Raw genomic sequence first — 22,524 nt, forward strand, 5'->3', positions numbered from 1 at the left:
TGCCTCCTTGACTATTTTGCTTTATCGATTGTTTGTTGCAATAGCATCGTGATGGTCATCGGCCCTACACCGCCGGGCACTGGTGTGATATGGCTTGCGATGCCCATTGCAGCAGCAGTGTCCACGTCGCCGATCAACTTGCCCTCCGCGCTGCGGTTCATCCCGACATCGATGACGACTGCACCCTCTTTGATGAAATCAGCAGTGACGAAATGGCCTCTGCCGATTGCCGCAACCAGAATATCAGCTTCTTTAGCTAATTCTTTCAGATTTTTTGTGCGGGAATGGGCAATCGTGACTGTTGCATTTTTGTTCAGCAACATGATGGACATTGGTTTTCCGACGATATTGCTACGACCGATAACCAATGCTTTTTTTCCTTCAAGCGCGATGTTGTATTCTTCCAAAATCTTCATGATGCCGTACGGTGTGCAAGGCAAAGCTGATTCATTGCCCAGGAAGAAGTTGCCGACGTTCATCGGATGGAAACCATCCACATCCTTCTCATAACGGATGGCGCGCAAAACTTTTTGCTCATCTATGTGTTTCGGCAATGGTAACTGCACCAAAATACCGTGCATACTGTCGTCTTGGTTCTGCTTTTCAACTTCAGCCAGCAGATCCGCTTCGGAAATGTCTGCCGCAAGGCGAACGACACGCGAATTCATGCCCATTGCTTCGGATTGTTTCTCTTTATTGCGGACATAGACTTGACTTGCCTTATCTTCGCCGACCAAAATGACGCAAAGCCCCGGAGTTTTTCCTTCCGCTGTCAATGCTGCTACTTGTTTTTTCATCTGGTCCTGCATTTTTTTGGCTAAGCCTTTTCCATCCATGATAATCGTTTCCATTAATCAATCTCCTTTTCCTCGGTGTTATCGTTTATTTTACCATAATATCTTTGATTACAGTTAGAAAAGCGGGCCTGGTATATCCGATTTCATCAACTAAAAAAAGAAAACCCTTAAGCCGAAGCATTAAGGATTTTCCGTTTTAGGAATGAGGTTGGACAATACGCCATTGATGAATTTGCTCGATTGTTCATCGCAATATAGCTTTGAAATTTCGATTGCTTCATTCAACGCTACCCTTTGAGGTACCTGTTCCGTATCTCCCAACAGCATCTCATAAGCAGCAATCTGCATGATCAAAGCGTCTGCTTTGGCCAGTCTGCCCACGGTCCAGTTCTTCAGATAAGGTTGAATCGCTTCATCGATCGCCGCTTGATTATCCAATACGCCATGCACCAATGTGATCAAGTAAGGATAATCTTGAATTTCGACATCCTCTTCGCTGTTCCATTCTTCTGAATCACTCAACAAAGCTTGCTTGATGGCTTCTTCAGGGGTCAATTCTTCGTTTGTCTTCAATTGAAAAAGAGCTTGAAGCGCCTTTTCACGGATTTCTCTTCTTGTTAAACGGGAATTGCTCACGCATTCTCCCCCAATTCTGTATCCAAATCAAGATAAGTACTATCTTCGGATTTTGGTGCAACGAGACCGACCACATGGACGTTCACTTGCGACACTTCCAGATTGCTCATGTAAAGGACTTGTTCTTTCACTTTTTCTTGCATATCCAAAGCAACTTTCGGCACGGAAGCGCCGTATTTGATGTAACAATAGACATCAACCGACAAACCATTCTCATCGACAGTCAAATGTACGCCTTTGTTATGGGTAGTGCGACCCAACAGTTCATTGACGCCAGTCTTGAAAGACCCTTGCATCGCATAAACACCTTCTACTTCATTCGCTGCAATACCAGCAATTACTTCAATCACTTCAGGAGCAATTTCAATCTCTCCCAGCGGAGCCGGACCGTTTGCTAAAGGAATGTTTGTTTCTTCCATCATCTGTCATTCTCCTTTCTTGGGAAACACTATGCGCGGGATACGTATGAGCCGTCCGTTGTGTTGACGATAAGCATATCATCCGCATTCACGAAGAATGGTACATTGACCATCAATCCAGTCTCCATTTTAGCCGGTTTTGAACCGCCTGAAGCTGTATCGCCCTTGATTCCTGGCTCAGTTTCTTCCACGCGCAGGATTACTGTATTCGGAAGATCGACACCGATTGTTTCTGATTCATACATCAGGATATTGACTTCCATGTTTTCTTTCAGATAGTTCAATTCGTACTCGATTTGGCCTGCGTTCAATTCGATTTGTTCATAGTTTTCTGTGTCCATGAAAACGTAAGCACCGGCACTCTCGTAAAGAAACTGCATTTTACGGTTCGCGATGTGCGCTTTTCCGACTTTTTCACCCGCACGGAAAGTTTTTTCCTGTACAGCTCCAGTGCGAAGATTCTTCAATTTTGAACGGACAAAAGCCGCACCTTTACCTGGTTTTACGTGTTGGAAATCGACAACTTTCCATAACCCTCCATCAATTTCGATCGTCAAGCCTGTCTTAAAATCATTTACTGAAATCATTTATAATTCCTCCTGTGGCAGCTCATTTGAACTAAGTTTACCATTATTTTAATGCGGATTCTATTTTTTTATAAAATAATCAACTCTTTTGGAGAATGCGTCAAAATCTCGTTGCCGTTAGCACGGATCACAAGATCATCTTCAATCCGGACACCGCCAAGACCAGCGAGATAGATGCCCGGTTCATTTGTGATGACATTTCCCGGAACAAGCACTTTCCCGGCTTTTTGCGATGTATTCGGCCCCTCATGAATCTCCAAACCGATTCCGTGGCCATTTGAGTGGCCGAACGCATCTCCGTACCCGTGTTCCGTAATGTACTCGCGTGCGACACTGTCTACTTCTATGCCGCTCATGCCAGCTTTTGCCGCTGCATTCACGCGCAATTGGGCAGCCAGCACAATCTCGTAAATCTTCTTCAATTCTGCATGCGGTTGCCCCACTGAAACCGTGCGGGTCATATCCGAAACATAGCCATTGTAATAGCAACCAAAATCCAGCGTCACGAAGTCGCCTTTTTCGATTAATTTCGGACTGGCGACACCGTGCGGCATAGCGGAACGAATGCCACTGGCGACAATCGTTTCGAATGAAACGCCACTCGCACCTAATTCACGCATGTGGAAATCCAAGCGGTTAGCAATTTCTATTTCCGAAACTCCTGGACGGATATGATCAAGGATGAACAGGAAACCGGCGTCTGCAATTTCACAAGCACGGCTGATAGTTCGAATTTCATCTTCGTCTTTGACTTCACGCAACTCTTCAATGATGCCCGAGGCAGGAATCAGGTCACAAGTCACAAGATCCTCTAAATCCTCGACACTTCGGAAAGACAGGATGGCATCTTCGAATCCCATTGATGCTAGACCTTTTTCTTCCGCGATCTTTTTCACTTCATCGAATATTGGTCCTTTATTTTGAATAATCTGAAAACCCTGTGCCTGTGAAGCAGCTTGTTGGGTGTAACGGAAGTCGGTCACAAAAAAAGCTTCCTCTTGAGTGATGACCGCCAAACCGGTCGTACCCGTAAAATTGGAAACATAACGTAAGTTATATTGACTTGTCACCAGCATTGCATCCATCTTCTTCGCTTTGATGGCATCTTGCAATTTTGAGACTCTACTCATTTCACATACTTCCTTCCAAAAAAATCCTGTTTGTTTATGAACATACCTATCCAGTATATCAAAAAAGTGCTCGTATAGATAGGGGGAATTCGTCAATAAGAGCTTTGAGGCCAGTATTAGACCCCAAATCCGATGAAACAGCCAAGAACCGCACAAATAACCCGACGTACCTACGGGTTACTTGTGCGGTTCTTTATGCTGTTTACCTCAGGTCTGGTTCTCCATATGACCTTTATGACCTTTTATTTTGCATATCACTCCGGGGACAGGATTTCCAATACCAGCGTTTCGCTGTAGGCATTTTGCAGGGTCACGGTGGCAGTGACTTTGCCGCTCGCATCCGCCACGCAGTGCACGATTCCTTCTTCAAAATACAGCGAAGCCGGTACGATCCGATTTTCCGGACTCGATATTTTGTTATGTTCCTTCAGCCAGTAATCTGTATACGCCAGTAAAGTTTGCGCTTTGTAGTGGTTTTCCGTCAATCTGTACAGGTAGAGCTGATTCTCATAAACTCTTATGATTCCGAAAAGCATCATTTGTGAAAGGAACAAGTAAAAAATGGTGATCGGCAAAATCGAGCCTCCCCTGCCTAGTGATCGATCACTGTTTAATGGGGGCTTTCGGCAGGATGAGATGCGCTCTGCGCGTCTGGTCGTCCGAAAGCGTAGCCTGGATAGAAATCCCTTCATTGGTCACCTCGTATTTCAACGCTTTGACTTGCAGCAGCATCGGATGATAGCCTTCTCCGTTTTTGTAACGAAGCACTTTATTGATACGGAACTCATAAGTATAAACAGCAGGATCAGCAGGATTTTTTGATTTGGTGCGGACGGTCGTATTTGTCTTTTGCACCATCAACTCGTCTTCCAACTCATGCTCGAGTTGGATCAGGAAAAGATGCCATTCTGCTTCTTGTCTCTGCTCCAGCTGAATATTCGCAGTGCGGATTACTCCCATCCCTCCAACTATCAGCAGGAGCACCAACGTATTGACAGTCAGCGCAAACGCCGCTTCCAATAAAGTGAATCCGGCTTGCGATTGTTCAGGGTTCTTTTGCATCGATTTCGTCGGCATGCACCGTCACCCTTTCTGGCCCATCATCACCGCTCACTATAAGTTCTGAAGTTTCCGGATTCCAAGTTGTGGTGAACAGTATACCTCCGGAAGCCTGGCTTTCGATTGGGTTTCCTCCTTTGGCGATGACCTGCATCTGGTCCTGCGCGACCCGCCAGTAGGCAACTTCCGCTCCCGCCGCTTTTAAAGTCGTGAAAAATTGAACGGAATGCGGCATCAGCACATAGATTGAGATGCTGACCATGGCCAAAGCGATCAGACTTTCGAAAAGCATATAACCACTGCTATCGTTTAGCTTTATTGACTTCATAACGACCGCTCCCCAATTGGATTGTGATGGTATAGCGATATCGGTCCGTTTCCATGATGATGGTATTCGGCTGCAAATATCCGCTTCCTCCTTTGATGAATCCGGTGTAGCCTTGAATCACTTTTGATCCTTCAGGCAAAAGCAACTTCCGATTGATATAACGGTCCGATCCGGCACCGTCTTTAAAAACAGCATAATGCGTTGCGCCGATTGGTCGCAGGACATCCATATTGACGCCATTCCCTGTGATGACCGCATAACTCTGAGCCGTGTGAAGTTCCGTCAAGAAATCGTCCAAAAACAGATTGAACGCGAGTTCCTCCGTTGCGGTTTCCAATTGTGGGGTCAGCAGCAAAATCATGGAGGCGATCATCAGTACCAATAGGCTCTCCAATAATGTGAATCCGCTTTTATACATTATTCAAGCCTTCATTCAAATCACTCGATTATGGAAACATTACCGCCTGCTATTGTGAGCTTGGCGGTTGCTTGGGTCACTTGATTATCGTTTAGATAACCATCAGCCCCAAGGACGGTAAAGCTGGCCGCTTCCGTCCCTGTATCCAATTCATACATGTCAGCCTGTGTCTGCACCACAACCGCCAAAGCATCCGTGCCTTTATTCTCTACACTAGTTTTCGTGTTCGCCACATTCGGGATGATCATCAGCATCAGCACAGAAATAATGAAAAGGACGAGTACCATTTCCATAAGTGTAAAGGCTTCTTTATTTTTTAGTGTTTTTTTTATTGATTTCATTAATACATTCCTCCTAATGAACTTAGCATTGGCATCAACAATATGAGATAGATCGCCATCACGATGACGGCGACCATGAGGAACAAGACAGGCTGCAACCAGCCAATTTTCTGTTCGATGTCCGCTATCAACAGCCGGAAACATTCTTCGCTGTACATGCTCAATTTGATCGGCAATTGGCTGGTTAGCTCGCCGTGATAGATAATCCAGCCCATCTCCTCTTTGAAAACGGGATAACGTTTAATGATCGTCGTCAGGCTATCGCCCTGCATCAACCCTTCCTCCACCAATCCGGATATGTCCTTCATCCAGGCAGTCCCTTCATCGCCTCGCATCAGCGAAACGATCTGGTTCAGCTGCATGCCGTTGCGGAAGAAATAAGCGTATTCCCGGCAGAAAAAAAAGGAATAGTAGAGCTGTACCCATTTGCTGAATAGCGGAATCCGGCAGAACAGCAAAGATTTTTGGAAAGCTGATTTCTTTTTCAAATAACTTTTTGCCAACAGGACTAAGCTGGCGGCTAAGGCTAGCGTACCCAGTATGATGAGCGGCAGGTTCTCCAGGTAAAGCAGGATGATGCGGACCAGCAAGCCGGAACCCTCTTCCGAGGGAACCAGCATCGTCTCCAAACTGGGCAGTAGGACCTGTCTGATCGCAATCAGCATTACGTTCGCGAACACCAGCAAAAACAAGGGGTAGATCAAGACTTTTCTGAGCTTATGCAGTTGTTTATCCTTTTCAGTCAGGAAATCGGAACAAAACAGCAAGGTTTCCGTCAATTTTCCGTGAAGGAAGGATAAGCGCAGCTGCGATACGACTTGTTCCGAAAATCCGCATCCAGCCAATGCATCCGGAAGATTGATACCTGTTTCCAGTTTGACCAACATGCGCTGGATATCGCCCGAGCGCTTCGGCTGCATCACCTTCAGAAAGGCGAGCCCTTCCGACAACGAAAAACCTTCCTTCAGTAATTCACCTAAGCGCCTCAGAAAATAAGCCTGCTCTTTTGCCAGCCAACGTTTTTCAGACGAGATTCTCCAAGTAATTTTTTTCTGTAATGTATCCACACGCATAGGCTTTTCGCAATTTATCATTCAGTGTGACAAACCGCTTTCCGTCCTCCTTGTTCTGCAGATGGTTCTGCAGTTCCTTACCTGCCAAAATTTCATAGATAGCAGCCGACTTTTCGTTTACATGATAATGGGCACAGAGAATGGTGCACTTACCGGAGCACAGCGGACAATATTTTGCGATCAGACGTTGGGAAACGACAGCGAGCAACGTCTGCTTTATTTGTTCGGAAGAAATCGCCAATTCCCGCAGCCTTTCCAATACCCCGAATGACTCTTTGGCATGGATTGTCGCAATCACCAAATGCCCCGTCAAAGCGCTTCTTACGACCATTTTAGCTGTTTCCTGATCCCGGATTTCGCCTATGACGAGAATATCCGGATGATGACGCAGGCACTGGCGGATGAGCAGGTCGTATGTGATACCTGCCGCTTCATTCACTTCGGCCTGCAGAAACAGCGGCTCCTCAATTTCGACCGGATCCTCCATGGTAATGATCTGCAGCGGTTCATCGGCATATTTCCTGCGCAGCAAATGATAGATCGTCGTTGTTTTGCCGGATCCGGTAGGGCCAGAGAACAGGACAAGACCGCTCTTGTGGTCCAACAGTTCGAGCAACTCCGCCTCCTGGGCCGGGAAAAATGCGTGCAAACCCGGCTCAAAACTCGGATTGGCATAAAGCAGGCGGATGACAAGCGACTCCTGGTAGCGGAAATTTGCGATGGTGGACAGCCTCAGTTCAATTTTTTTGCCGTTCAGCCGGTACCTGACAGCACCGGATTGCGGTTTCCGCCTTTCACCCACATTCATGTTCGAAAGAAATTTGAAATAAGAAATCAACCGCTCACCCTTTTCGATTGAATACACCGCTACTTTCGATAATCCGGTACTCACGCGAAAAAAAAGTTCATAGTGGTCTTCATAAGGGAGCAGATGGATGTCGGAAACACCCAGTCGCATCGCATCGGCCAACAAGCTCTCTGCTTTTTCTTCCATATTCATCACCTCATTTCTATTTTGCCGTCACTTATAGCTTCTGCAAAATCCTGGCTTCCGCTCTTTCTCCAACGAGAAATTTAGTTAAAAATATGTTATATTGGCATAAACAGCGGTCCTACACGCGAAAAACAAGCGGGATCACTTGATATAAGGGAGGTGAACTTTTTTGAAAAAAAACGTTGTTGGTTCGATTCTTCTGATTGCAATCGGAACATTTCTGTTCGCGATGGGCATCAATATGTTTTCCGTGGCGAACCATCTTGGCGAAGGCGGTGTCACCGGCATTAGTTTGTTGGCCTTCTATACCTTGGATGTCCCTGTAGCCATCACGAGTTTCGTGTTGAATGGCATCATACTGGTCATCGGATTCCGATTTTTGGAAAAATCGACCATGAGGCTGACGCTTTTGGCCACACTGTTGATGTCGGTGTTTCTCCATCTGACGGCTGCTTGGCGCTATCCGATGGAAACAATCATTCTGGCTCCGCTTTGCTCCGGGTTTTTGGTCGGCACAGGCTTGGGACTCGTGATGCAGGCAGGCGGTTCAACGGCCGGGACCGACATCATCGCCTTGATTTTCAATAAATATCTCGGTTGGAGCACCAGTATCGCACTGGTCGTATTGGACCTGTTCGTCGTTGGACCCTCCATCTTCGTCATCGGGCTGGAGAATGTCGTTTTGACTGTCGTGCATCTCTATGTGCAAACGAAAGTGCTGGATTTCATCCTGGAAGGGTTCAATCCGAAAAAACAAGTCCTGATCATCTCGGAGCGGCATCAGGAAATCGCTGATGCGATCGATAAAAAAATCGGCCGCGGAATGACCTTCTTGCAAGGTGAAGGCTATTACTCCAAAAGCCAGAAGAAGGTGATTTTGATAGTCGTCAACAGACAGCAATTGATGCCGTTAAACCGTATTGTGACAGCCATCGATCCTAAAGCTTTCTTCACTATCAGCGAAGCTCAAAGCGTCATCGGAGAAGGTTTCTCTTATTTGATTTCGGATGAGCAATACCAGCAGAAAATCAACGATTTCATTGATGAAAAGTCGCAACAACAATAAAGCGACGACACAACGAAAAAGAACGGCAAAGGACCAGTAAAAATGTCCTTGTCGTTCTTTTTCGTTAGGATGCTGTGATGATCATACAAATAGTTGGACCTTCAGGAAAGCAGAAAAACGACGGTCTTCATGATATCCATTTTCTCCACCGCAGCATTGTAGTTCATTCTGGCAATCTTTAGGTTCTGCTCTTCTTCGCGCATTACGGCGAGATTTTTTTCCGAATTGTTTTTGATCCATTCACCTCTCACATCCGCTAAGGCGATTTCCTGACGCTCCAGTATTTTCTTCGCTTCCTGCAGCTCGAACTTCAACAATTCGAATTTCCTTTCCAGATCTTGTATTTTTATCGGATTCTGTTACTTCAATCGTTCAATTCTAGCTTTCAACTCTTCCATATACCTTACCGCCTCCAATTCCTCAAAAACAGCTGTCTTAGCTCTTTATGCCGTCAAAAATTTGCATATTTCCAGTCCGAACTGCCTTGCCTGATCCGGACCGCTCGCAGTGATGATATTGCCGTCGACTGTCAACGCGGACTCAGAATAAATGGCCCCTTTGGCTTCAATAGTTGCGATTTCGGATTCGAAAACAGTCGCATTTTTCTTCTTCAACAAACCAGCATTCGCCAAGACCACCGGCGCGATACAGATTGCAGCAACCATTTTGCCCTGCCCGTTCATCGCCTGTGCCAACATCCAGGCATGCGGATCGTCGAAGAAAACACGGCTCCCCTGACCTCCAACGAACACCACTCCATCAAAACTGGTCGTATCGACATCCTCAACCAAAAGATCCGACTGCGCAATCCCGCCATGCACCCCCATACAAGTTCCGGTCTTGTGGCTTGCGATCCACATCTCATGCCCGCATTTCGCAACCTCTTCCTGGGTCATGAATAATTCTTCATCACGAAAGTCTTCAGGTGCAATCACAAATATTACTTTTGCCATACGGCTGTCCCCCATTCATAGTTTATCCCGATTGGATAATGATCGCTTCGCTTTAAGAGCCGTGATCGAAAATCCCAAGGAAAATCCGACTTTGGCTATCTAAATTATACTACAAGCCTAAAAAGAAAACGATTCCAATCAAGCGGCACTGCCTATTACTAGGCTCCGAGTCGAATCCGAAAAAACGGTTGCCTACCTTGTCCGCAGACAGTGGTAAGCAACCGTTTTTTATTTTATCTGTACTATATTATTCTTCGTCGTCCAGATCAGCGTTGTGGAATACTTCGGAGACATCATCATCGTCTTCCAGTTTTTCCAACATCGTTCTGAATTGCGTTTCTTTGTCCGCTGCAATAGACGACAAAGTCTGCGGAACCATTGTGACCTCAGCTTCAGCCAGGACATAGCCTTCTGCCTTCAAAGCTTCGGAAACAGCATCAAAATCGGCAGGATCCGTGTAGATTTCGAAAACTTCATCACTCGTCTGCAGCTCTTCTCCACCGGCTTCCAATACGCTCATCAACATTGTATCTTCATCCACATCCAAGTCTTCACGTTCGATTGCGATATAGCCTTTACGGTCGAACATGTAACTAACCGAACCTGATTCACCTAAAGATCCTCCATTTTTATTGAAAGCAACCCGGATATTAGTGGCGGTACGGTTGCGGTTGTCTGTCAAAGCATGGACCAAAACGGCTACACCGTTCGGACCGTATCCTTCGTAAGTGACTTCTTCATAATTTTCGCCTTCTCCAGCAGATGTTGCTTTTTTGATGGCACGCGTGATGTTATCATTCGGCATGTTCGCTGCTTTCGCTTTATCGATCATTAAGCGCAGGCTCGGATTAGATGAGGGATCCGGACCGCTGTTTTTTGCAGCCATATAAATTTCTTTAGATAATCTCTGAAAAATTTTACCTCGTTTTTGATCTGCAGCGCCTTTTGCACCTTTGATTTTACTCCATTTTGAATGTCCTGACATTCAGATCCCTCTTCTCATCTATTAATTTACTCAATCATTTTATCAAAAGTAACCGCTTATGGCAATTCACTTTCTGCCTTTTCTGACTGTAAAGAAGAACCAACCGGTGATTACCGCCAAAACTGCTCCTGCACCGGCCAAGACCACATCTTCCTTCATCGCAAATGCCGGAGACACCAGCGATTGATGAAATTCATCCGCAGCCGCGTAACTGACGGAAAGCAGCAGCGCCACAACAACAGGTGTAACTACATCCCGCATCTTCCCGGAAAGACCGCCATACCAAAGATAAGTCAAGATGAAATAGGAAAGGAACAACCATATCTTGCTGCCGAAGAATCCCAGAAAACCGAAATAGCCCAAAGCCTCCGTGCTGACCACCTGCTCACCGTATCGGAAGGTGAATGTTGCGAATAACCCGGAGAGCGGTTGCGATTGCAGGAAATTCGCGATGATGTTCGGCAAAGCATAAAAATCTTGTCGGAAAGTGGCACGGTAATAGAGATAACCCATGATCAAAACTGCTCCCACTATATATGAATTGCTTCTTTGCTCTTTTTGCATGTAGTAATTTTCCTTTCCTGATGTGAATTCTTTTATTATTTCTGATGTAAAACGGATATAATGTACTTATGGCAATAAATTAGTCAATCAAGACTGAGAGGATGATCAGCATGAAATATAGCCTTACCTGGGATTTGGACTCGTTTTTCGAAGGCGGGAGTTCTTCACCGGACCTACAAGAAAAGATAAAATCCATCCAAGACGGATTGAAGGATTTTGAATCCGCAGCAAACAATTGGAACCCTGAACGTGATAAACCGGAATACTCTGATTTGAAGGATTTGCTTCATTACGAGGAACAGTACACAAAAGCCCTGATGCAGTGCAACAGTTTCATAACAGGTGTCCAATCCGCCGATGTATCGGATTTGAATGCAAGCGCAATCCATGCGCGAATAATTCAATTGTACAGCAAATTAACGATTATTCAAACGACTCTGAAGAAAAAAATAACCGCCATCGAAGAAAACGATTGGACGTTGTTGGTGGAAATGCCTGCCTTTTCAGCTCTTGCATTTGCACTGTCAGAATGGCGCCAACAGGGCAGTCGCCTCCTCTCCGATAAGGAAGAAGCCTTATTGGCAAATTTGCGTGTCGATGGATTCAATGGCTGGAGCGCGCACTATGACACGCTCGTATCCTTCATCAAGATTCCTTTTGAAGAAGCTGACGGAACTTTGAACGAACTATCAGCTGGTCAAGCGATGAACCGGATGTATGCCGATCCTGATCCGAGCGTCCGCAGAAAAATATTCGTCGAGTGGGAAAAAGCTTGGGGATACCTTGCTCCAGCCTTCGCCGATACGCTGAATCACCTGCAAGGTTTCCGTTTGGCGGATTTCGAGGCGCATCAGGATGAGGACTTCTTGGTGGAGCCATTGCGTTACAACCGCATCAAACGCGAGACACTGGATACGATGTGGCAAGCCATCAGTGCGAACAAACAGCCCTTCCTTTCATTTTTGGACCGCAAAGCCGCTCTGATGGGCAAAGACAGGCTGGCTTGGTATGATGTCGATGCCCCTGTGTCACTCGGCAGTTTCCAGTCAAAAACCTTCAGCTTCGACGAAGCAGTCGATTACATCATCGAACACTTTGCCTCCTTCGGTCCGAAACTGGCAGACTTTTCCTTGGACGCCGTCAAAAACCGCTGGGTAGAAGCCGAGAACCGATCAGGCAAAAGACCTGGAGGCTATTGCGAAGATTACCCGGAATCGAAAGAGTCACGGATTTTCATGACCTTTACGGGTTCAGCCAGCGATATGAGTACACTGGCCCATGAATTGGGACATGCCTTCCATTCACACGTGATGCGCGATCTGCCGGATCTGAACACGCGCTACGCCATGAACGTCGCCGAAACGGCATCGACTTTTGCGGAAACCATCATCAGCGCTGCCACAGTCAGGGAAGCGAGCAGCGATGAAGAAAAAATTTCCTTGCTCAACACGAAGCTCGAAAATGCGACGGCCATGTTTCTGAATATACATGCTCGTTATCTTTTCGAGAAGACCTTCTACACCGAAAGGATGAACGGCTTTGTCACTGCAGAACGACTGTCAGTAATGATGGAAGCCGCCCAAAAAGAGGCTTATCAAGATGCCTTGAGTGACTACCATCCCCTATTCTGGGCGAGTAAATTGCACTTTTTCATCGATGATGTGCCCTTCTACAATTTCCCTTACACGTTTGGGTTCCTGTTCAGCCTGGGAATCTATGCGCAATCGTTGCAGCAGACTGAAAATTTTGAAGAAACCTATATTTCGTTACTGCGGGATACTGGTTCGATGACAACTGAAGACCTTGTGCTGAAGCATCTTGGTGCCGATATCACGCAGCCGGACTTCTGGAATCAAGGATTGGAGATCATGGCAGCTGATGTAAAGGAATTCCTGCGCCTGACCGAAAAGTATGTCTAAAGACAAAAGACAAAACACATCCCTGCGACCTGTATTTTGGGTCGTAGGGATGTGTTTTTAAGAGCGTGCCGGTCCATAAACCTTTATAAAGGAAGGTAGTATCGCGATTTCAAGCGGAAATGCAGGGCCTTCATCACCGTCTACATTCGTGATCAGTTTATCGCCATCCGCAATGGCGACAGTAGCGTGTTTGAATGTTCTATAGATGACAGTATCCGAATTTTTGAGTTCACCCATGATAAGCTGAGGCAGGATTTTCAGAGAATCCAACAGACTGAACTCCTTGAAAACGACCATTCGCATTTTCCCGTCATCGACTTCTGCTTGTGGCATGAAACGCTCGAAACTGGCGATTGAATTCGTTAAAGCAATCAGGAGGAGCGGGGATTCCTGAGTAAATGTTTCCTCATCCACTGTTATGCGGAAACGATGCATCGGCTGGTTCGCCAGCGCTTTCCCTCCTTCAATGAAGTAAGCCAGTGGACCTAATTTTGTTTTTTGCTCCACACTCACTTCTTCCACAGCTTCAGGAATCGCGCCGGCAGCTACATTAGACACAAAATATCGGTCATTGACTTTGCCGATATCCAAATCCAACAAGACCGCAGTTTCAAACATTTCGATAGCCTGCCCGGGGTCTAAAGGGATGCCGAGCGCCCTTGCCAGATCATTGACAGTGCCCAATGGTACGAAACCGAAAGCGACATCTGTTCCGGCAGCCGCCAAGCCGTTGATGGTTTCATTGACTGTGCCATCACCTCCCATGCAAAACACAGCTTCATGGCCGTTCTTTGCAGCTTCATACGCAAACTTCATGGCATCGCCCTGTTTCCCTGTTTCTTTGACTGTCACCTCTTCGAACATGTTTCTCAATTGCGTTTCCATCAATTCCAGATAACTAGAGGCCATTTCGCCCCCTGATGATGGATTGACGATCAATGTACAAATGCCCATTTCATTCCCCCACTTTCATTTTATCTCTAATGTAAGTATAGCATGCAACACTCACATCCATAAAGTAGAACACCATTTTTCGAATTTTGAGCATATCCTTGGCTTTTCGCTTACAAAATGTGTATAATTTCATAACGTTCGAAGTAAAACAGATTGAATTAGGGGGAGCAGTATGACAAAAGACTATCGTGTCCTACTCTATTATAAATATACACCGATAGAGGATGCAGAAACATTCGCGCAAGAACATCTACGATTCTGCAAAGAAATCGGCTTAAAAGGAAGAATTTTGGTAGCACCGGAAGGCATCAACGGCACGGTCTCCGGAACAATCGATCAAACACAAGCCTACATCGCTCAAATGAATGCAGATCCGCGCTTCAGCGACATCACCTACAAAATCGATGAGACAGACGGTCATGCCTTCAAAAAGATGTTCGTCCGCCCACGCCAGGAAATCGTTTCCTTGCATTTGGGAGGAGACGATCTCGATCCCAACGAAACTACTGGTGAATACTTATCTCCGGAAGCTTTCCGCGAAGCCATTCTAGACGAAAATACTGTCGTCATTGATGCCCGCAACGATTATGAGTACGACCTCGGCCACTTCCGCGGAGCTGTTCGTCCGGATATTGCAAACTTCCGCGAATTGCCGCAATGGATCCGTGAAAACAAAGAACAATTTATGGAAAAACGAGTTGTGACTTATTGCACCGGCGGCATCCGTTGTGAAAAATTCTCAGGTTGGCTCGTCAAAGAAGGTTTTAAAGATGTCGGCCAACTGCATGGCGGGATCGCAACCTACGGCAAAGACGAAACGGTTAAAGGCGATCTTTGGGATGGGAAAATGTATGTCTTCGATGAGCGCATCGGTGTGGATATCAATCGTATCGAACATGTCGTGGTCGGAAAGGACTGGTTCGATGGAACACCATGCGAACGCTACGTGAATTGCGCCAATCCAAGCTGCAACCGGAGAATACTTTGTTCCGAAGAAAACGAGCACAAATACATGCGCAGCTGTTCGCATGAATGTCGCGTCCATCAGCCGAATTATTATGTGCAACGTAATCAATTGACGCAGTCTGACGTTGAGGAACGTTTGGCTGCCATCGGTGAAACATTTGAGAATACTGCTACTACAACAGTATAGCAATAACATTGTCAGCAAGGATATTATTCCTTGCTGATTTTTTGTGTTCCTCTCACTTAGTGATTGTTCACGCTATGTAATAGTCAGGGCAAAGCTTTTTTGTTATACTTATAAGTGACCACCTGAAAAGGAAAGAGGGAATTTATGAAGAATCCAGATGGAAATAATGCGGAAAAATGGCTGAAAAAAACCGGCGAATTTGTTAAACGCCTTGGGCAATCAATAAATAGCCGCCTCCAGCGGATTTTCACGAAAGAAAATGCTTCAAAAACAAAAGAGAAAGCTTTGCTTTGGGAACAAAAAACCCACAAGCGTATAAACCAAAGTAAGACTTCATTGCGAAAAATGAAACAAAAGTTGGACACCGAAACAAACATGAAGCCGCTCCTCTCAAAAGGAGCTTTCGGTCTCAATGTTTTTTTCGGTGTCATCCGGAACATTTTTACCGGAATCCTACTTCTGATGGTCTTGTTGGGCATGTTCGGCGGTGGCGTTGGTCTGGGTTATTTCGCTAATTTAATTTCAAAAGAAACTGTACCCACCTATGAAAGCATGGCTGAAGACATCGGGAATGTCGAACTCGTTTCCACTATGTATTATGCGAACAGCGAAGCCATTTCGGAAATACGCACCGATTTGGTCAGGACAACTGTCGGATCAGAAAACATCTCTCCGCTCATCAAAGAAGCACTCATCGCAACAGAAGATGAAAATTTTTATGAGCATAATGGGATTGTACCTAAGGCCATTTTAAGGGCGTTGGTGACTGAACTGACCGGATTCGGCAGTCAAAGCGGCGGTTCAACATTGACGCAGCAGCTCGTCAAACAACAGATTTTGACGAATGAAGTGACTTTTTCCCGCAAAGCCAATGAGATTTTATTGGCGCTAAGGCTTGAAAATTTCTTTACGAAAGATGAAATTCTGACAGCCTACCTGAATGTCTCGCCATTCGGCCGAAACAGCAGTGGTTCCAACATCGCCGGTATAGAGGAAGCGGCGAACGGTATTTTTGGCGTCCATGCTATCGATGTTTCGTTGGCTCAGGCGGCATTTTTGGTAGGTATCCCACAGAACCCATACACTCATACCCCTTTCACCCAATACGGAGAAAGAAAAGAAGATTTGACTTCAGCCCTTAACCGAAAAAATACTGTGCTTTTCCGGATGCTCAGCGAGGGATATATCACCAAGGAAGAATATGATGCTGCAATCGCGTATGACATCACCCAAGATTTCGTACCTGCTAATGCCACACAAGAGGACCGGAACAGTTACCTTTATCAAGCTGTCGAACGTGAAGCAATCCTTGTTCTGATGGAACAGGCCGCAGCCGCAAACGAGCTTACGATGGACGATCTGGAAGCCAACATTGAATTGTACAACGAATATTACGCCGATGCCGACAACACGTTGCGCTTGTCCGGCTACAACGTATACAGTACAATCGACAAAGATGTCTACAACGGCATGCAAGAAGTGGCAGCAGATTACGGACAAACTTTGGGCGAAACCTTTGTGGATTCTTATGTCGATGCAAACGGAGTCACGCAGGAAGTGATTGAGCTTGCGCAAACAGGCAGTGTTCTTATCGAAAATCAGACCGGTAGAATCATCGGCTTCATCGGTGGACGAGATTTTTCAGTCAACCAGGTGGACCATGTATTCAGCACGAAACGTTCTCCTGGTTCCACGATTAAACCGTTGTTGGTCTATGCACCGGCGATTGAACAAAATCTGATCTATCCCGCCTCGATGGTGCCTGATACAAAGATAAGCATCAAACAGCCAGATGGCACATTATGGGAGCCTACTAACTTCGGCGATACCATTTCCAATACTTACGTGACCGCGCGCCAGGCCCTCTACCAATCTAAGAATAATCCGACAATCAAACTCTATGTCGCTATGAACAGCAAAGGAATGAATCCTGGGCAATATTTGGAAAAGATGGGTATCACTTCAATAGACGAATCGGAATACGGCAATCCGTCCTTAGCGATTGGGGCAACGAATGACGGACCGACTGTTTTGGAGCAGACCAGCGCGTTTACGACCTTCGCAACTGGAGGCGAGCATGTATCGCCTTACCTGATCGAAACAATTACGGACAAGCACGGAAATGTTGTTTATCAGCATGAGTCCGAAGCGACAAGAGTGTTCTCGCAGGATACAGCTTATTTGACTTTGGATATTCTGCGCGACGTCATAACTGACGGCACTGGCCGTTCGATCAACAATTATCTGAATTTCAACGCTGACTGGGCCGGAAAGACCGGTACATCGGAAGCTAACCGTGACATTTGGTTCATCGCCAGCACCCCTACCGTTACGCTCAGCTCTTGGATGGGTTACGACAATTACAAGGGGGAACATGTCTTCTATGATCCGAATAATCAAGGACTTCCAACTGGCCGAAATTTGAATTATTGGTCGCAAATCGCCAACAAAATCTACAGCATCAATCCGGGCATTCTCGGAACCGACCAGACGCATCAGCGGCCGGAAGGCATTGTCGAAAAATCAGTTTTGGCCGAAACCGGAACATTGGCAGGAACCGTGTCATTCGCGAACGGCTTATCCGTCACGCTTAATGGTGGAACCAGGACCGACTTATTCAAAGCTGATGCGTTGCCGAAGCAAATTTCCTACTACTTCTCCCCCGGGGCTACCGATAAAGACCTGGAAGACTATTGGGATAGTTATTTGGCTGAAGTAGCAGCAAGACGCAATGCCGCCGCTGCAGCAGCGGCTGCCGCAGCTAGCCAAAACAATGCGGCAAATAATGCCGACGATGCAAAGAAAGAAGATCCTACAGAAGAAGATGCGGAAACGCCTCCTGACACAGAACCAGAAGGTGAAACACCACCCGCTGATGAAACCCCCACAACTGAAGAATAAGCGAAAAGGCTGCCCGTCATGGCAGCCTTTTGTTTTTGGCATTTGTATTTTCGTCAGCAGTGCCGGAAAACACTCCAAATTTCTTGCCCAAAAAGCCCTGCATCCATTCAGGATACAGGGCTTTTTGGTCTTGAGTGTCTCGCGGATGAACACATTATTTTTTAAGTAAAGTTGTTCCTCTGTTGACAATTTTGTATGGAAGGATGATTGATTTCTCATCAATTTCTTCCTTGTTCATTATTTTAGTCAGTAAACGCATCGCTACAGCGCCGATATCATACAACGGCAACATGATGGACGTCAATTTTGGGCGAGCCATTTCTGTAATACGAGAATTGTTGCTGGCAGTGACTTCAAATGCTTCAGGAACGCTGACACCTGCATTGATGATACCGTTCAACAGGCCGATTGCAAGTTCATCGCCGGCTACATATGCTGCATCCACCCCTGCTTCAAGTAATTGAGGAGCCAACAGCTCACCATTTTGAAGCGTCGGCTCACATTCGAAGACAAGCGCTTCATCAAAGGGAATATTTGCATTGACCAGAGCGTTTTTGTAACCTTTTAGTCGATACTGTCCATTGATTGGATTGGAAAGTGAAGCTGATACAAAAGCGATATGTTTTTTTCCGTTCGCAATCATGTTCGCTACACCTTCTTCGGTTGCACCGATATAATCGATATTGACGCTTCCGACTTGTTGCTCAGGATCGATTGTTCCAGCCAGCACGACCGGCGTTTTGGATCGGGAAAATTCTGCGCGCAAATCATCCGTAATCTTATTGCCCATGTAGATGATGCCATCCACTTGTTTCGCAAGTAACGTATTCAACACTTGGATTTCTTTCTGGTCATTCTGATCAGAGTTCGCTAAAATAATGTTATACTTGTACATTGTAGCGATATCATCGATTCCGCGTGCTAGAGATGCAAAGAATAAGTTTGTGACATCAGGGACAATAACCCCTACAGTCGTTGTTTTCTTGCTTGCCAAACCACGGGCAACCGCATTCGGTCTGTAATCCAAACGTTCAATGACTTCCAATACCTTTTTTCTTGTGGATGGTTTCACGTTGGGATTACCATTCACTACGCGGGAAACAGTTGCCATGGAGACGTTTGCTTCGCGAGCCACATCGTAAATTGTAATCGTTTGTTTTTCCATTTATGTTGCTCCTTATCTGAATTGTTTTCAATTTTTTATTTTCCATTACTCAACATAATGTTGTAAATATTGATTATTTTACAAGCTTATAATGAATTTAACATTGTTTCACAAGATATGCAAGCGTTTTATAAAAGTTTTCATGAAAATTTCACATTGCATTATTCAAAAATAGAACCCTCATTATATGCTATAATACTAAAGAAAGGAAGGTGTCATATTAAAAATGCCTTTAAATCTAATTATCAATTTAATGAAAAAACAAGATGTAGATATCGTATTTCTCAATGATCCCAAAAACGTCTTTTATATTTCCTCTTACAGAAGCGATCCGCATGAGAGAGTTTTAGCGGCGGTTCTGTTCAAGGATGCTGCGCCCATCCTGTTTGTCCCTGCATTGGAAGAAAATGATGCGCGGAAGACTGCAGAGGGATTTGATGTAATCAGTTACATGGATACGCAAGATCCTTGGACAGTACTGGCAAACAATATTAAAGAACGTTATTCATCGCTGTCGGGCTGGTCCATCGAAAAGGACTTTTTGACTGTCGAGCGAATGGAGACGTTGCGGAAACATTTCCCGACAGCTACTTTCAACCACAACATAAGCACGGCACTTCAGAACATGCGCCTGATCAAATCCGAAAAAGAAATTACGTTCATGAAACAAGCAGGCTATTGGGCTGATGAAGCACTTAAAATAGGTGCTGGAACGCTGCGCGAGGGCATTAGCGAACTTGAAGTCGTTGCCGAAATTGAATATCAGCTTAAAAAAAGAGGCGTAGCCGAAATGAGCTTCACCACTATGGTGTTGTTCGGCGAAAACGCGGCTAGCCCCCATGGTGTTCCAGGCGATACCAAGCTCAAGAAAAACCAGTTTGTGCTGTTCGATTTGGGAACCATGCATGAAGGTTATGCAAGTGACGTGACACGCACGTTCTTCTTTGGTGAAGAACCCTCCGCGCAACAAAAACGAATCTACGAGTTGGTGTTGGCTGCCCATGATGAAGCCATGGCTGCAGTCCATCCCGGGATCAAAGCTGGTGATTTGGATGCTGTAGCGCGGACAATCATTACCGAAGCAGGCTACGGTCGCTACTTCAACCATCGCCTCGGACACGGATTGGGTCAAGGCGTTCATGAGTACCCTTCTATCATGGAAGGCAATGAAATGATCCTTACTGAGAATATGTGTTTTTCTATTGAACCCGGCATTTATATCGAAGGGGATATCGGCGTCAGAGTCGAAGATTGCGGTTATGTGACTGCGGATGGTTTTGAGCCCTTCACCAACACTCCAACCGATATAGGCGCATATTTGAAATTGATCGATTAGTTGATTGAATCAGTTTAGCAGTAGCGACCAACAAAACAGTGTGCAAAAAAAAACAGGCACCCGGCCTGTTTTTTTTGCGCATTCAGATGTCTTCCACGCTATCTTTTATTTCATCGATCTTTTCTTCAACTGCGACCTTTTTTTCTTCCGTTACGGCTGCAGCTTCCTCTTTGCCTTCTTCAGCGATGACAGAAGCAAATTCTTTCACATCAGTGGCTTTTTCTTTGATGTCGTCCTTAGCTTTCTTCAAGTCTTCACCGACATGTTTCGTTGTTTCAGAGAATTGTGTTTTGATTGAAGAAGTGGTGTCCTTCAAGTTAATTTTGATGTCTTCAGTGGTTTCTTTGGCGACATCCATGAACTCATTGCTCTTCTCCACAGCGATATCCGCGTAATCGCGCGCTGTGTCCAGAAGACTATTTACTTCCTCCGTGATGTCATCGCGTAGTTCTTTGCCTGGTTTAGGCGCAAACAGCAAAGCTGTAATGGCTGCAGCAGCCCCACCGATGATTGCCCCTAATACAAATCCGCCTTTATTTTTTGTCATAATCCTCAATCTCCTTTTTATTATTTATTGGTTGTCGCTTCAGTAAGTTTTGAACTTTGTATCCTTCGCTTCTTTCTTCGCTTGCCGTTGCCGGGCAATTGCCATCGCTGTCCGCCCAAGCTTTCCGACCGTGGAGGAACCTGATGTGCTTTTTACGCCTTTACCTCCACCTTTAAGTGATACCGCCAAATTTCTGGTAGATTGGTTCACATCAGAAACCGTCACTCCCAGGTCACCGATTGCGGTGAATAAAGGATCTGTCTTGCTGATTTTGCCGTTCAGGTCATCTACTAACGTATTGGCCTTATTCAGCAAGCCTTCGACTTCAATCGACAAGTGGTCAACATCTTTCGTGATGACGGCCAGACTTTTGTTCGCTTCCTGGGTCACTTTTTCAACCTCGCCTAAGATATCAGTGACTTTCCTCAATGCCAAAATGATGAAAACCACCAACACTGCAAAAGCCAGCGCAGCTATCAGAGCTGCAATTTCACCATAACCCATTATTTGTACTCACTCCTTCTTGATTCATACGTACATCTGTCCAAGCATTGTATGAATTTTTATAAGATTTATACTATTTATAATAAAATGATACCATAGTCATTTGTGATATGCCATTGAAACCCCTTTAGATGATGGCGATTCCTCTGGAAAAAGATCCATCAGCTTCAGACATGCTTTCTTCATTGAACTACTCCCACCTATGCTTATGTTTAGAGGTGGGAGTCTTCTGGCGGAAAATGATAAAACATAATCCTATCTTCATTTTCATCAGCCGGGTAATTTGTTACAATGGAAGCAGCTGTTCAGAAATGAGGGATTTTATGAATGATATAAGTATGCAAGACAGCAGCGCACTTGCGCAAGATTTGATAGAGGAGGTGGTGACGAATCCAAATATTTTCGTCAAATGGTGGAACAGCATCGCTTGGGAAGAGATTGTGGGCTTATTCATTTCGAAAGGCATTACCTTGCTTTTTTTGCTTCTCATCTTTTTCGCTTTGCAACGGCTATCCAGCTACGTTTTGCACCGTACTTTCGAAAAACAGATATTGACCAAACACATCACCCAGAATCGTGCCACCACGATCTATAAAATGTATGTGTCAATCTTTTCTATGCAAAGTTCAGAAACCTTACGTGTACTGCCTATTTAGAAATGTTTTAATATTGTCCCTGCAGCTTCGGCGCGCGTC

At 45.5% G+C, this 22,524-nt stretch carries 26 protein-coding genes; 6 read left to right on the plus strand and 20 right to left on the minus strand.

The genetic code is table 11. From position 1 onward, the window contains the following. Window positions 1-11 precede the first annotated feature (11 nt). From folD to comGA, 12 genes are all read right to left on the minus strand, one after another. Window positions 12-851, minus strand: a complete 840-nt coding sequence (folD, locus tag ACTCCX_RS04895) for a bifunctional methylenetetrahydrofolate dehydrogenase/methenyltetrahydrofolate cyclohydrolase FolD (protein ID WP_068559731.1) — start codon at window positions 849-851, stop codon at window positions 12-14. A 126-nt stretch (window positions 852-977) separates the two neighbouring features. Further along, on the minus strand, window positions 978-1,433 hold the full coding sequence (gene nusB, locus ACTCCX_RS04900) for a transcription antitermination factor NusB (RefSeq protein ID WP_068559734.1): 456 nt from the start codon (window positions 1,431-1,433) through the stop codon (window positions 978-980). Beyond that, window positions 1,430-1,855 (minus strand): Asp23/Gls24 family envelope stress response protein, encoded by a 426-nt coding sequence (locus tag ACTCCX_RS04905; RefSeq protein ID WP_068559736.1) that lies wholly within the window; start codon window positions 1,853-1,855, stop codon window positions 1,430-1,432. The genes nusB and ACTCCX_RS04905 overlap by 4 nt, the downstream gene beginning before the upstream one ends. 26 nt (window positions 1,856-1,881) lie before the next feature. Further along, a complete protein-coding gene (gene efp, locus ACTCCX_RS04910; protein WP_086988077.1) occupies window positions 1,882-2,439 on the minus strand; it encodes an elongation factor P in 558 nt (185 codons plus the stop codon). A gap of 68 nt (window positions 2,440-2,507) precedes the next feature. Next, window positions 2,508-3,569 (minus strand): M24 family metallopeptidase, encoded by a 1,062-nt coding sequence (locus tag ACTCCX_RS04915; protein ID WP_321433050.1) that lies wholly within the window; start codon window positions 3,567-3,569, stop codon window positions 2,508-2,510. 254 nt (window positions 3,570-3,823) lie between these two features. Beyond that, complete coding sequence (locus ACTCCX_RS04920; RefSeq protein WP_068559741.1) at window positions 3,824-4,144, minus strand: hypothetical protein; 321 nt, start codon at window positions 4,142-4,144, stop codon at window positions 3,824-3,826. Window positions 4,145-4,172: 28 nt separating this feature from the next. After that, entirely contained in the window at window positions 4,173-4,646 is a 474-nt protein-coding gene (gene comGF, locus ACTCCX_RS04925; protein ID WP_463275007.1) for a competence type IV pilus minor pilin ComGF, read from the minus strand. After that, a complete protein-coding gene (locus ACTCCX_RS04930) occupies window positions 4,615-4,956 on the minus strand; it encodes a type II secretion system protein (RefSeq protein ID WP_086988080.1) in 342 nt (113 codons plus the stop codon). Before ACTCCX_RS04930 ends, comGF begins: the two co-directional genes overlap by 32 nt. Continuing rightward, window positions 4,931-5,374 (minus strand): competence type IV pilus minor pilin ComGD, encoded by a 444-nt coding sequence (gene comGD / locus ACTCCX_RS04935; protein WP_463275008.1) that lies wholly within the window; start codon window positions 5,372-5,374, stop codon window positions 4,931-4,933. The genes ACTCCX_RS04930 and comGD overlap by 26 nt, the downstream gene beginning before the upstream one ends. A 20-nt stretch (window positions 5,375-5,394) precedes the next feature. Then, the gene (gene comGC, locus ACTCCX_RS04940; RefSeq protein WP_463275009.1) at window positions 5,395-5,715 is read right to left on the minus strand and encodes a competence type IV pilus major pilin ComGC; all 321 of its coding nucleotides are present in this window, start codon (window positions 5,713-5,715) and stop codon (window positions 5,395-5,397) included. After that, window positions 5,715-6,782: a competence type IV pilus assembly protein ComGB gene (gene comGB / locus ACTCCX_RS04945; protein WP_463275010.1), complete on the minus strand. Its 1,068-nt coding sequence runs from the start codon at window positions 6,780-6,782 to the stop codon at window positions 5,715-5,717. Before comGB ends, comGC begins: the two co-directional genes overlap by 1 nt. Beyond that, window positions 6,739-7,782 carry a competence type IV pilus ATPase ComGA gene (gene comGA / locus ACTCCX_RS04950; protein WP_463275011.1) on the minus strand — a complete coding sequence of 348 codons (1,044 nt, stop codon included), beginning with the start codon at window positions 7,780-7,782 and terminating at the stop codon, window positions 6,739-6,741. Before comGA ends, comGB begins: the two co-directional genes overlap by 44 nt. 169 nt (window positions 7,783-7,951) lie before the next feature. On the opposite strand from comGA, the gene ACTCCX_RS04955 reads away from it, so the two are divergent. Continuing rightward, the gene (locus tag ACTCCX_RS04955; RefSeq protein WP_463275012.1) at window positions 7,952-8,848 is read left to right on the plus strand and encodes a YitT family protein; all 897 of its coding nucleotides are present in this window, start codon (window positions 7,952-7,954) and stop codon (window positions 8,846-8,848) included. A 101-nt stretch (window positions 8,849-8,949) separates the two neighbouring features. Here ACTCCX_RS04955 and ACTCCX_RS04960 read toward each other — a convergent pair whose 3' ends face one another. The 4 genes from ACTCCX_RS04960 to ACTCCX_RS04975 all read right to left on the minus strand — a co-directional run bounded on the left by ACTCCX_RS04960 (window position 8,950) and on the right by ACTCCX_RS04975 (window position 11,350). Continuing rightward, window positions 8,950-9,165: a hypothetical protein gene (locus tag ACTCCX_RS04960; protein WP_463275013.1), complete on the minus strand. Its 216-nt coding sequence runs from the start codon at window positions 9,163-9,165 to the stop codon at window positions 8,950-8,952. 126 nt (window positions 9,166-9,291) lie between these two features. After that, window positions 9,292-9,801, minus strand: coding sequence for a DJ-1/PfpI family protein (locus ACTCCX_RS04965; protein WP_177187466.1), 510 nt, complete (start codon window positions 9,799-9,801; stop codon window positions 9,292-9,294). Between the two features lie 247 nt (window positions 9,802-10,048). Next, the gene (locus ACTCCX_RS04970) at window positions 10,049-10,786 is read right to left on the minus strand and encodes a YebC/PmpR family DNA-binding transcriptional regulator (RefSeq protein ID WP_068559763.1); all 738 of its coding nucleotides are present in this window, start codon (window positions 10,784-10,786) and stop codon (window positions 10,049-10,051) included. Between the two features lie 66 nt (window positions 10,787-10,852). Continuing rightward, window positions 10,853-11,350, minus strand: a complete 498-nt coding sequence (locus ACTCCX_RS04975) for a VanZ family protein (RefSeq protein ID WP_463275014.1) — start codon at window positions 11,348-11,350, stop codon at window positions 10,853-10,855. Window positions 11,351-11,460: 110 nt separating this feature from the next. Here ACTCCX_RS04975 and ACTCCX_RS04980 point away from each other — a divergent pair, with 110 nt between their 5' ends. Further along, the gene (locus tag ACTCCX_RS04980; RefSeq protein ID WP_463275015.1) at window positions 11,461-13,269 is read left to right on the plus strand and encodes a M3 family oligoendopeptidase; all 1,809 of its coding nucleotides are present in this window, start codon (window positions 11,461-11,463) and stop codon (window positions 13,267-13,269) included. A 57-nt stretch (window positions 13,270-13,326) separates the two neighbouring features. Here the strand turns inward: ACTCCX_RS04980 and ACTCCX_RS04985 are convergent, their stop codons facing one another. Continuing rightward, a complete protein-coding gene (locus ACTCCX_RS04985) occupies window positions 13,327-14,223 on the minus strand; it encodes a diacylglycerol/lipid kinase family protein (protein ID WP_463275016.1) in 897 nt (298 codons plus the stop codon). Window positions 14,224-14,395: 172 nt separating this feature from the next. Between ACTCCX_RS04985 and trhO the strand changes: the two genes are divergently transcribed. Beyond that, the gene (trhO, locus tag ACTCCX_RS04990; protein ID WP_086988088.1) at window positions 14,396-15,376 is read left to right on the plus strand and encodes an oxygen-dependent tRNA uridine(34) hydroxylase TrhO; all 981 of its coding nucleotides are present in this window, start codon (window positions 14,396-14,398) and stop codon (window positions 15,374-15,376) included. A gap of 144 nt (window positions 15,377-15,520) precedes the next feature. Then, a complete protein-coding gene (locus ACTCCX_RS04995; protein WP_463275017.1) occupies window positions 15,521-18,277 on the plus strand; it encodes a transglycosylase domain-containing protein in 2,757 nt (918 codons plus the stop codon). Window positions 18,278-18,431: 154 nt separating this feature from the next. Here ACTCCX_RS04995 and ccpA read toward each other — a convergent pair whose 3' ends face one another. Continuing rightward, on the minus strand, window positions 18,432-19,442 hold the full coding sequence (ccpA, locus tag ACTCCX_RS05000) for a catabolite control protein A (RefSeq protein WP_463275018.1): 1,011 nt from the start codon (window positions 19,440-19,442) through the stop codon (window positions 18,432-18,434). Window positions 19,443-19,695: 253 nt separating this feature from the next. Between ccpA and ACTCCX_RS05005 the strand changes: the two genes are divergently transcribed. Beyond that, window positions 19,696-20,778, plus strand: coding sequence for a M24 family metallopeptidase (locus ACTCCX_RS05005; RefSeq protein ID WP_463275019.1), 1,083 nt, complete (start codon window positions 19,696-19,698; stop codon window positions 20,776-20,778). A gap of 82 nt (window positions 20,779-20,860) precedes the next feature. Here the strand turns inward: ACTCCX_RS05005 and ACTCCX_RS05010 are convergent, their stop codons facing one another. Next, a complete protein-coding gene (locus ACTCCX_RS05010) occupies window positions 20,861-21,325 on the minus strand; it encodes a YtxH domain-containing protein (protein ID WP_068559778.1) in 465 nt (154 codons plus the stop codon). A 39-nt stretch (window positions 21,326-21,364) separates the two neighbouring features. After that, a complete protein-coding gene (locus tag ACTCCX_RS05015; protein ID WP_068559780.1) occupies window positions 21,365-21,829 on the minus strand; it encodes a DUF948 domain-containing protein in 465 nt (154 codons plus the stop codon). A 323-nt stretch (window positions 21,830-22,152) separates the two neighbouring features. Here ACTCCX_RS05015 and ACTCCX_RS05020 point away from each other — a divergent pair, with 323 nt between their 5' ends. Then, on the plus strand, window positions 22,153-22,485 hold the full coding sequence (locus ACTCCX_RS05020; RefSeq protein WP_463275020.1) for a hypothetical protein: 333 nt from the start codon (window positions 22,153-22,155) through the stop codon (window positions 22,483-22,485). Window positions 22,486-22,524 lie beyond the last annotated feature (39 nt).

This window comes from Trichococcus sp., assembly GCF_055118575.1.